This window comes from Halobacterium bonnevillei (genome assembly GCF_009831555.1).
GTDB lineage: Archaea > Halobacteriota > Halobacteria > Halobacteriales > Halobacteriaceae > Halobacterium > Halobacterium bonnevillei.
This window is the reverse complement of the sequence record NZ_WUUU01000130.1, coordinates 1-8,751: the sequence shown is the minus strand read 5'-3', so window position 1 is coordinate 8,751 and position 8,751 is coordinate 1. Positions and strand designations below refer to the sequence as shown.

Below are 8,751 nucleotides of genomic sequence, written 5' to 3'. Positions count from 1 at the left end.
CGAGCGTCTGCCCGAAGCGCCCGTCGTGGCTGAGCGCGGCGCGGGCGATCACGTGGACGATACCCGCGGCGATCACCCACCCGAGCAGCATCACGAACACGACGCCGAACAGGTAGGGGCCGAAGACGCCCCAGACCTCGTTCGCGGCGCCGTGGTGGCCGGCGGTTCGCAGGCGGTCGGCGAGCACGACCCCGAAGCCGGCGAACGTCAGAACGACCGCGAGAATCGCGACGCCGACGGCGGCGGCCGCGGGACGCAGGTCGAAGCCGCGCTGCTCGAAGTACTGCTTCGGGTGGAGGAGGGGAGTTCGCGGGGCCATACACGCGCCTGAACGCGCACAGTGCATCTATTTTCTGGTCGATTCGCGGACGACAACGACCGTGCGTGCCGGCGAGTAGCCAACGCTTTGACCGGGCCGCCCGTCACGTCACACATGAAGCAGGTTATCGCCGCCCGCACTGACATCGGAATGGGCCAGGGGAAACTCGCCGCGCAGGTCGCCCACGCGTCCCTGAAGGCCTACGAGTACGCCGACGAGGACGTGAAGCGCCGCTGGAAGGCCGAGGGGCAGCAGAAGGTCGTCGTGAAGGCCAGCGGCGAACGCGAACTGTACCAGATCGCGGAAGAAGCGAACGTCCGCGGGCTGCCGTCGGCCGTCATCGAGGACGCGGGCCGGACCCAGCTCGAACCAGGGACCCCGACCGCTGTCGCCGTCGGGCCCGCGCCCGACGCGGACGTCGACCAGGTCACTGGCGACCTCTCGCTCTTCTAGACCGGTTCTCGCGTTCGCCGTCGCGCTCAGCGGCCCATGTAGAACTGGCCGTGGAAGTCGAACGGCAGGACGTCGGGCGCCCACGCACGTGCTCGCTCCTCGAAGCTGTCCGCGTCGAGCACGAGCAGGAACGACTGCTCGCGGGCGGCGTCCAGCACCACTGAGAGGACGACGCCGTCGCGCTCGCCGCCGCCGGGTTCGGGAACGAACACCGGTTCCCCGCAGAACGTCTCTGCCTCCTCCCAGACGCGCGTCTCGAGCGTCTCGAGGTCCACGCGCACGAGGTGGTTTGGCGCGCCGTCCTCGCCACCGGCGCGCGTGGCGTACGCGTACTGGTACGGGCGGCCGCGGCGCCGCTCGTCGAACCGCGGGAGTGAGAGGCCACCAGCGGCGAGCGTCTCGTGGGTGGCGCGGCCGCCGTCGAGGGGAACCGAATACCGCCGCAGGTCGCCGTCGAGCGTCCGGACCGACCCGGCCTGGAGGTCTGCCAGCGCCAGCGAGTCCACGACGCTGGCGTCGTCGAACGCCACGAGGTCGACCACGAGGCGGTCGGCCCGGCGGAACGCGTTGACGTGATGGAACGTGAAGAACGCTGGCGCGGACGACTCGGCGACCACGTTCCCCGTCTCGCGCGAGACCGCCACGAACGTCGTCGGCCGGCCGGGGCGCCAGTCCAGCGCGTCGAGGAACGTGTCGTGGCCGCCGGGCCGCACCAGCCCCAAGACGTCCACGACCAGCGGGCACGCCGCAATCACGACGTGGCCGGGCGTGAGCGCGAAACTGTGCACGTAGACGGGATCGGACAACGACAGGGTGGCGACGACGTCGCGGCTGGTCTCGCCCGCGGGCAGGCGCGTGAGGACGTACGACGGCGTGCGGCCGAACCGGACGGAGAGATTGAACGTCGCTCCGGACTCCGGGTCGACGACCGGGTGGGCGCACGCCATGTGCGCGTCGACGTCGTCGTCGAACGCCCACTCGCCGCGCGTTTCGAGCGTCTCGGGGTCGAACGCCACCTGCGTCGGGACTTCTGTGAGCGCGAGGAAGTGCTCGCCCGTGCGCATCACGTTCACGTTCGCGTTGTCCGTCGACTCCGGGAGCACCGCGTCCGTCAGGCGGCCGAGGAGGCTGCCGCCGGCGCGCGTCCCGAACTGACCCGCGCCCAGTCGGCCCTCTTCGACGACCGCGCGGTACTCATCGGTGCGGAGGAACCGAGTGGTGAGTTCGACGCCACCGTCCCGGAACGCGAACTTCCGGAGGAGCGCGAGGCCGTCGAACCAGTGCGCGAACCCCTCGTCCGCCGCACCCTCCCCACAACCCGCCTCGAACTTCCCAGGGCCGTTCCGGACGAGCGCGCCGTCCAGCCACGCCGGCAGGTCGCCGTCCACCGGGAGGTCGACGCCGTCGCATTCCGTCTCCGCGGACTCGAAGCCGATGCGGTAGTCGGCCATCGGTCGTGCTTCGACGGCCGTCGGCAAAGCCGTGGCGGTGGTGGGGTCGGGGGGTCGCGCCGGCCGGCGCCGAACCGCCCGGGTTAAGCCGCGGGCGCCCCGAGAACGGGACGAATGCGGGACGCGCACGAACTCGAACGCGCCGTCGGGATGGAGTACTACGCCAGCGACAGCGACGGCACCGGCGGCCGCCTCCGGGATTCGCCGTCGGACTTCCGCGTCACGGAGATCGAAGACTTCGACACGCAGCCCGCGGACGCGAACCCCGACGACTACCCGTGGCTCGTGGTGCGCGCGCGGCTCACGCGCTGGGACACGAACGACTTCGCGCGCGAACTCTCCAACCGCCTCCAGATGAGCCGCGAGCGCGTGACGTGGGCGGGCACGAAGGACCGCCACGCCGTCACCACCCAATTGTTCGCCCTGCGAGGCGTCGACCCCGAGGATGTCCCGGACGTCCCGGACGCGGACATCGACGTCGTCGGGCGAGCCGGCCGCGGCCTCCAGTTCGGCGACCTCACGGGCAACGAGTTCCGCGTCGTCGTCCGGGACCCCGAGAACCCCGAGCAGGCCGACGCCGTGAGCGACGACCTCCGCGAGTTCGGCGCTGACGGCGCTGGCTCGGGGCCCACGCCCGCTCGCTCGGGTCGGGACGCTCCGCGTCCCGCAGTGCCGAACTACTTCGGCCAGCAGCGCTTCGGCAGCAAACGCCCCATCACGCACGAGGTCGGCCTCGCTATCCTCCGGGGTGACTGGGAGGGCGCGGCAATGGCCTACCTCGGCAGCCCCAGCGAGTACGAGCCGGAGGACTCCCAGGACGCACGCCGCTTCGTCGAGGACACCCGCGACTGGCAGGCCGCGCTCGACGTGTTCCCGAACCGGCTGCGCTACGAGCGCACGATGCTGCACGAACTCGCTGACGGCGGGAGCTTCCGGGACGCCGTCGAGACGTTCCCGTCGAACCTCCAGCGGCTGTTCGTGAACGCCGCCCAATCGTACGCGTTCAATCGCATCGTCTCCGAGCGCATGGAGCGCGGCCTCCCGTTCCACGAACCCGTCGAGGGCGACGTCGTCTGGTTCGCCGAGTCGGACGCCCCCGAGGGCGTCGCTCGCCCGGACCCCGGGCGCGAGCAGCGCGTCACCGCCGACCGAGTAGAGGTGATGGCGCGCCACTGCGCTCGCGGCCGCGCGTTCGTCACAGCGCCGCTCGTGGGCACCGACACCGAATTCGGAGCCGGCGAACCCGGGGAAATCGAGCGCTCCGTCCTCGACGATCTCGACCTCGAACCCGGCGACTTCGACCTTCCGGGCGACTTCGACTCCGCGGGCACCCGGCGCGCGATTCTATTGGGTCCCGACCTCGAGGTCGACCGCGACCCGCTCACCTTCGAGTTCGCGCTCCCCTCCGGGAGTTACGCCACGGTCGTGCTGCGCGAGTACCTGAAGACGAGTCCGCTGGAACTGTGACTGGCGCCCCGAACGTCGACTGAGCCACCGCGAACCTCGACGACTGCGGCATTCCGAAGACGAACCGCCGGGGACGCCGGGCTGCTCCCCGTCGTCCGCGACTTCGCGGAAACACGGCCCTTTTCCAGACGGAACCCCGAGGTCGAACTAATGGAGTGTCGGCGGTGTGGCTCGCCACTGGAGAAGCCGGGCGACTACTGCCTGGTCTGTGACACCGCCAACTGCGACGGCGTCGTCGCGGCCTGCGACCGCGACCACGCCACGCTCACGTTCGTCGACGACGAGGACGTGGTCGGCCGGACGGATATTGCAACTGTTCCGGAGGACGGCGGCGAGACCGGGGTCGTGGAGCTCCGGAACTTCGCGGGGCGCATCGCCGACGAAATCCGCCGGAAGCGCCCCGAGGACGTCTTCGTCGCGGGCGACCACGACGTCATCCGCGCGGTGCGCGCGGACCTCCGGTACGAGGTCTTCCGAGTGCCGAGCGAGAATCCGGTCGAGACCGTCGTCGAACAGCGCGGCGACCGCCTGCTGGACGTCGTCGAGAAGCCGGTCGCCGAGAAGATCGGCGGCCGGCACTCGACGCTCATCGGCGACCGCGACGGTCAGCGCGCCATCCGCACGGTCGCCGACCACCCGAACGTCAAGAAGGTGATTCCGGGCCCCATCGACGCCGGCGGGTCCGGGTCCCGCACTGGAGTTCGAGCGAAGGTCACGCGCGCCGACGACAACGGCAACCTCCGGCTGCTCGTGCGCGACGGCTCCAGCGTCCAGGAGAACCGCGTCGTGACGACCGCGATGAGCCACGACACCGGCGAACGCGTCCGGTCGGACCTCAACGAGGCGCTCGACGACGCCGAACTCACGGAGTAAGCCGGACGGCGAACGCACGTCGCCACACCTGAGACGCGGATCGCGGTGTCACGCTCGGAATGCGTGGACCGCGTCCCCGGCGACGTACAGTGTCTCGCCTGCGACGGCGAGTTCTGACACCGCGTCGACGTCCCGTCGCCACAGTTCGTCGCCCGTCGACGCGTCGAACGCGACGAGCGGCGCATCGTGATTGTGGTACGGCGCAACGTAGACCGCATCGTTCGCAACGACTGGTCGCTGCAGGCTCGCGTCCGGCGAGAAGTCCCACTCGCGGTCGGCGTCCAGCGACAGCGCGACGAGCCGGCCGTCCTGGCCGAGCGTGCTCGCGGTCACCGTCGACGTGCTCACGTACACCCGCTCGCCGTCCGTCGCTGGTCGCCGCGGCGTGTGCTCCAGCGGAAATCCCCCGAGTCGGCTGCCGTCCGTGGTGTCGTAGACGGAGAGCCGTCCGTCGCGGTCGTTCGACCCGGCGATAGTCCACTCGGGCCGGTAGAGCCGTCCGTTCTCGACGGCCGAGAGCCCGTACCGCTCGTAGGCCGCGTCCGGTGACGCCTCCCACCGCTGCTGGAACTCGCCGTCGCGGACGTCGTAGGCCGTCATCGTGTGCCGACCCGTGTAGACCGGTCCACCCGCCGTGCTCGGCCCGGAAGCGCGCGTGGACGTCTCGTCGACGACAGCCCCAGTGTCGGCGTGGAGCCGGACGATGCGGTCGCCGGACAGAAGGTACACCCAGCCGTCGCGTTCCAGCACCGTGTGACGACCAGTCTCGAGGGTCGCCGACCACTCCTCGGAGCCGTCAGGTCGGAGCGCGGTCACCGAATCAGTCTCGACGTCGTAGAGCCGGCCATCGACGAACTGGAGCTGTCCAGTTGCTGTCCGAGACTCCTCCCACCGGCGGTCCCCGTCGGTGGTCAATGCCACGAGTTTCGTGTCCGTCCGAACGAACACCGAGCCGTCGGCGACGACCAGGGAGTAGACGCCGGAGCCGTCGGGCTCGTACGTCCATGCGGTGGCCGGGTCGTCTCGCGGCGGGGACGCGAACGGGCTGTGTGCGGTGCGCGCGTAGGCGTAGTCCCGAATCGGCCATTCGCCGGGCTCCGGATGCCAGTCGGCGGGGACGCGGCGCTCCGGCGGCGCGTGACCCTTTGACGACCACGGGAGCGACGAACAGCCGGCAACCGCACTCAGTGAGCCGGCACCGACGAGTGCGAGGGCGTCGCGGCGACTGACCGACCGCGTGAGTCTGGAGGGCACGTTGTGAGAGACACAGCGACAGCCCACTTATTCATTGTCCAGCGTCTCACTCTCGGAGAGAGCACTCCTGCCCCAAGATGTGCCCGCTTCGCTCGTCGCTCGCCACAACGTGGGCACCCGATTGTCGGGCACGCTGTTCGCGGTTCGCTCCGCGTTCGCCACAACGTGGGCTCACTGCGTTCGAACACGCTGCTCGCGGGTCGCTGCGCTCACCGCTCGCCATGACGTGCCCTCCCTCCGGTCGGGCACGCTTGAACCGTAGCGTTCATGTGCGCCCCACGGGTAGAAGCGGTCACTATGGCTAATCAGGGCTCCACGGGGAGCGCCGGCCGGTTCGGCGCTCGCTACGGTCGCGTCTCCCGACGCCGCGTCTCCGAGATCGAGGACGAGATGAACGACGACCACGTCTGCCCGGACTGCGGGACGGACGCCGTCTCCCGGCAGGGGACGGGCATCTGGCAGTGCGCGAAGTGCAACTACAAGTACGCCGGCGGCGCGTACAAGCCCGAGACGCCGGGCGGCCGCACCGTCAGTCGCTCGATCCGCGCGGCGCTCGGCGAGAGCGACGAGGACGTCGAAATCCCCGCCGACGTCGACGTCGCCGAGGAGTAAGCATGTCGTACAAGTGCTCCCGCTGTAAGCGCGACGTCGAACTCGACGAGTACGGCGGGGTGCGGTGCCCGTACTGCGGCCACCGCGTCCTCCTGAAGGAGCGCAGCCGCGACATCAAGGAAGTCGAAGTCCAGTAGCCGACCCGTGGCCCACTCCACGGACCTCGTTTTCGAGTACGATTCGCCGGCGTTCGCTCGCGTCGTCGAGCGCAGCGTGGCGGTCGAAGCCGGCGACATCGAAGGTGACCGGAGCGAGGCGTCCGTGTGCCGGGACGGCGACACCGTGCGGGTGACCGTGAACGCGACGGACCTGACCGCGCTGCGGGCCGGCCAGAACACGTGGTTGACGCTGCTAGCGGTTGCCGAGCGAGCGGCGGCCGCGCCGCACCGATAGGCTCGTCTCCGGTCACCGTTCTCGACGCTCCGCGACGCACGTTCGGGACCGAGAGCACCGCTGTCGTTCGTTGCCGGCCTCGGCGCGAGTCGCCGGACGGCCGGGGCGTAATACGGGGGTTTTTCTGTCGGGCGCGCCTCCCACGTCGTATGCAGGGTAATCTGCCGCCGGAAGCGCAGGAGAAGCTCGAACAGCTCCAGGACCTTCAGGAGAAAGCACAGACCGTCGCGGCCCAGAAGCAGCAGGCCGAGACCCAGCTCACAGAGGCCCAGACCGCGCTCGACGCCCTCGGCGACATCGACGAGGACACGACGATGTACCGCGAGGTCGGCGAACTTCTCGTGGAGACGGACTACGACGACGCACACGACGACCTCGAAGAGAAGGTCGACAACCTCGAGGTCCGCGCCGACACCCTGGAGAAGCAGGAGGAGCGCGTCCAGGAGCAGTTCGAGGAGCTCCAGGAGGAACTCCAGAACATGCTCGGCGGCGCCGGCGGTGGCGGCCCGATGGGCGGCCCGAGCGCGTAACTCATGGGCACTGACGCGGACGACCCGACCGACGAGGAAGTCGTCGAAGCCGCCTCGGAGGCCGCGGAAGGCATGGTCTTCTCGCGGTTGGCGACGGGCGACGTGGACGACCTCGACATCACGGTGACGTTCGAGGACGGGACGCTGGACGTGGACGTCTACGTGCACGCTCCCGACGCGGACGAGGACGTCGAGCAGGTCGCGGAGGACGCCGCGCTCGCTGCGCGTGCGGCCGTCGACGACCTGTTCGCTGCCGAGGACTGACCGCGGATTTTCCGCTCGTTCGTCGCGCTCGATAGCGGCTTCGCTGGACGTCCGGGGCCGCTGGAACGCGAGTGTGAGACGTTCGCACTGCCCCGGAGCCCTTATTCTGTCGCCCCGGCGATGTCCCCCATGACCGGATTTCTCGACGCGTACGCGGGAACCGACGACCTGAACGAACAGTACGGGCTCCTCAAGGACGAGATCGCTCGCCTGCGGGGCCGCCGCGACGACATCGAGTTCTTCGACGAGGACGCCGTCGAGGCCGACGTCCGACGGCTGAACGAGCGCGTCGACGGCGACCTGCTGGTCGTTCTCGCGAACGACTACGGACGGCCCCGCGCGTATCGCCCCGAGGGCGTGTCCAGCGCGGCCCAGAACGTGCTCCGGGCGGCGATTCTGGCGAACAAGTACGACGACACAAACGACGACCTGAACGACCTCCGGCGGGCCATCCTGGACGAGCACCCCGCCGTCCACAAGGTCCTCGTCGCGGAGTACACGGAGGACGGGGTTCGATACCACCTCCCGGAGGGGTCCAACGACGCGACGAACTTCGTCACCGTCCGGGAGATGGTGGGCCTCGTCGACTACACCACGAACAGCTTCCAGGCCGCGGGCCTCTCGGTGACGTACTGAGCGGGGCGCGGCGGCGGGCGCCCGGCGCTCCGCTACGTCAGGAAGAAGATGAGCATGCTGATGGCGACGGTTGCGAGCACGGCGAGCGCGGCGACGGCGCCGCCCATCGCGATGACGGCGTTGGCGTGGCTGGCCAGCGTCTCCGTGCGGTCGTTCCCGAACACGGTGACTTCCGCGCGCTCGCTGGCCATCCCGGCTTCGACGGGTTCGAGGTCGGCGACCGCCTCCTCGGCGAGGTCGGCGACCAGCGCCCGGAGTTCGTCCCAGTCGATGGCGCCGCCGACCTGGTTCGTGGACTCGACGGTGTTCACGATGTGGGTGTCAGTCGTCATCACTTCCGCGTGGTCGACGTCCCCGAGGGCGTCCATGAGTTCCTCGCGGAGGCCGGGTTCCATGTTGTTGCCGTCCACGAGCACGTACGCGGTGCGCTGGCCGCCCGTATCGAGGACGGCGACGCGGACGCCCAGCGGGCCGATGCCGTCCGCGGGCCCGCACATCA

General features: G+C 69.9%; 12 protein-coding genes and 1 pseudogene. 9 read left to right on the top strand and 4 right to left on the bottom strand.

Translation table 11 applies throughout. The features are described 5' to 3' along the window. Window positions 1-319 (bottom strand): annotated as a pseudogene (locus GRX66_RS13725) (YIP1 family protein); the annotation flags it as partial. Window positions 320-433: 114 nt separating this feature from the next. Here GRX66_RS13725 and pth2 point away from each other — a divergent pair. Next, window positions 434-772: a peptidyl-tRNA hydrolase Pth2 gene (gene pth2 / locus GRX66_RS13720; RefSeq protein WP_159527064.1), complete on the top strand. Its 339-nt coding sequence runs from the start codon at window positions 434-436 to the stop codon at window positions 770-772. 26 nt (window positions 773-798) lie between these two features. Here pth2 and GRX66_RS13715 read toward each other — a convergent pair whose 3' ends face one another. After that, window positions 799-2,223 carry a carotenoid oxygenase family protein gene (locus GRX66_RS13715; protein ID WP_159527063.1) on the bottom strand — a complete coding sequence of 475 codons (1,425 nt, stop codon included), beginning with the start codon at window positions 2,221-2,223 and terminating at the stop codon, window positions 799-801. Window positions 2,224-2,337: 114 nt separating this feature from the next. Here GRX66_RS13715 and truD point away from each other — a divergent pair, with 114 nt between their 5' ends. Both truD and GRX66_RS13705 read left to right on the top strand, forming a co-directional pair. After that, window positions 2,338-3,690 carry a tRNA pseudouridine(13) synthase TruD gene (gene truD / locus GRX66_RS13710; RefSeq protein ID WP_159527062.1) on the top strand — a complete coding sequence of 451 codons (1,353 nt, stop codon included), beginning with the start codon at window positions 2,338-2,340 and terminating at the stop codon, window positions 3,688-3,690. A gap of 150 nt (window positions 3,691-3,840) precedes the next feature. After that, the gene (locus GRX66_RS13705) at window positions 3,841-4,563 is read left to right on the top strand and encodes a DUF2103 domain-containing protein (protein ID WP_159527061.1); all 723 of its coding nucleotides are present in this window, start codon (window positions 3,841-3,843) and stop codon (window positions 4,561-4,563) included. Window positions 4,564-4,611: 48 nt separating this feature from the next. On the opposite strand, the gene GRX66_RS13700 is transcribed toward GRX66_RS13705, so the two are convergent. Next, window positions 4,612-5,817 (bottom strand): outer membrane protein assembly factor BamB family protein, encoded by a 1,206-nt coding sequence (locus tag GRX66_RS13700; RefSeq protein WP_201293024.1) that lies wholly within the window; start codon window positions 5,815-5,817, stop codon window positions 4,612-4,614. 297 nt (window positions 5,818-6,114) lie between these two features. Between GRX66_RS13700 and GRX66_RS13695 the strand changes: the two genes are divergently transcribed. The 6 genes from GRX66_RS13695 (at window position 6,115) to GRX66_RS13670 (ending at window position 8,252) form a co-directional block, all read left to right on the top strand. Next, complete coding sequence (locus tag GRX66_RS13695) at window positions 6,115-6,429, top strand: 50S ribosomal protein L37ae (protein ID WP_201293023.1); 315 nt, start codon at window positions 6,115-6,117, stop codon at window positions 6,427-6,429. A gap of 2 nt (window positions 6,430-6,431) precedes the next feature. Further along, window positions 6,432-6,566 carry a DNA-directed RNA polymerase subunit P gene (locus tag GRX66_RS13690; protein WP_159527059.1) on the top strand — a complete coding sequence of 45 codons (135 nt, stop codon included), beginning with the start codon at window positions 6,432-6,434 and terminating at the stop codon, window positions 6,564-6,566. A 7-nt stretch (window positions 6,567-6,573) separates the two neighbouring features. After that, the gene (locus GRX66_RS13685; RefSeq protein WP_325064119.1) at window positions 6,574-6,822 is read left to right on the top strand and encodes a KEOPS complex subunit Pcc1; all 249 of its coding nucleotides are present in this window, start codon (window positions 6,574-6,576) and stop codon (window positions 6,820-6,822) included. Window positions 6,823-6,971: 149 nt separating this feature from the next. Further along, complete coding sequence (locus tag GRX66_RS13680) at window positions 6,972-7,352, top strand: prefoldin subunit beta (RefSeq protein ID WP_159527058.1); 381 nt, start codon at window positions 6,972-6,974, stop codon at window positions 7,350-7,352. Window positions 7,353-7,355: 3 nt separating this feature from the next. Further along, complete coding sequence (locus GRX66_RS13675; protein WP_159527057.1) at window positions 7,356-7,616, top strand: DUF3194 domain-containing protein; 261 nt, start codon at window positions 7,356-7,358, stop codon at window positions 7,614-7,616. 129 nt (window positions 7,617-7,745) lie between these two features. After that, window positions 7,746-8,252 (top strand): hypothetical protein, encoded by a 507-nt coding sequence (locus GRX66_RS13670; RefSeq protein WP_159527056.1) that lies wholly within the window; start codon window positions 7,746-7,748, stop codon window positions 8,250-8,252. A 32-nt stretch (window positions 8,253-8,284) separates the two neighbouring features. Here the strand turns inward: GRX66_RS13670 and GRX66_RS13665 are convergent. Then, window positions 8,285-8,751 (bottom strand): DUF2070 family protein (locus GRX66_RS13665; protein ID WP_159527055.1); only part of this gene is annotated, 467 nt, incomplete at its 5' end.

Excerpts from the sequence above, each read along its gene's own strand:
- truD (WP_159527062.1), top strand. The coding sequence starts at position 2,338 with ATGCGGGACGCGCACGAACTCGAACGCGCCGTCGGGATGGAGTACTAC.
- GRX66_RS13715 (WP_159527063.1), bottom strand. The coding sequence starts at position 2,223 with ATGGCCGACTACCGCATCGGCTTCGAGTCCGCGGAGACGGAATGCGAC.
- GRX66_RS13680 (WP_159527058.1), top strand. The coding sequence starts at position 6,972 with ATGCAGGGTAATCTGCCGCCGGAAGCGCAGGAGAAGCTCGAACAGCTC.
- GRX66_RS13705 (WP_159527061.1), top strand. The coding sequence starts at position 3,841 with ATGGAGTGTCGGCGGTGTGGCTCGCCACTGGAGAAGCCGGGCGACTAC.
- GRX66_RS13670 (WP_159527056.1), top strand. The coding sequence starts at position 7,746 with ATGACCGGATTTCTCGACGCGTACGCGGGAACCGACGACCTGAACGAA.
- pth2 (WP_159527064.1), top strand. The coding sequence starts at position 434 with ATGAAGCAGGTTATCGCCGCCCGCACTGACATCGGAATGGGCCAGGGG.
- GRX66_RS13695 (WP_201293023.1), top strand. The coding sequence starts at position 6,115 with ATGGCTAATCAGGGCTCCACGGGGAGCGCCGGCCGGTTCGGCGCTCGC.
- GRX66_RS13675 (WP_159527057.1), top strand. The coding sequence starts at position 7,356 with ATGGGCACTGACGCGGACGACCCGACCGACGAGGAAGTCGTCGAAGCC.
- GRX66_RS13690 (WP_159527059.1), top strand. The coding sequence starts at position 6,432 with ATGTCGTACAAGTGCTCCCGCTGTAAGCGCGACGTCGAACTCGACGAG.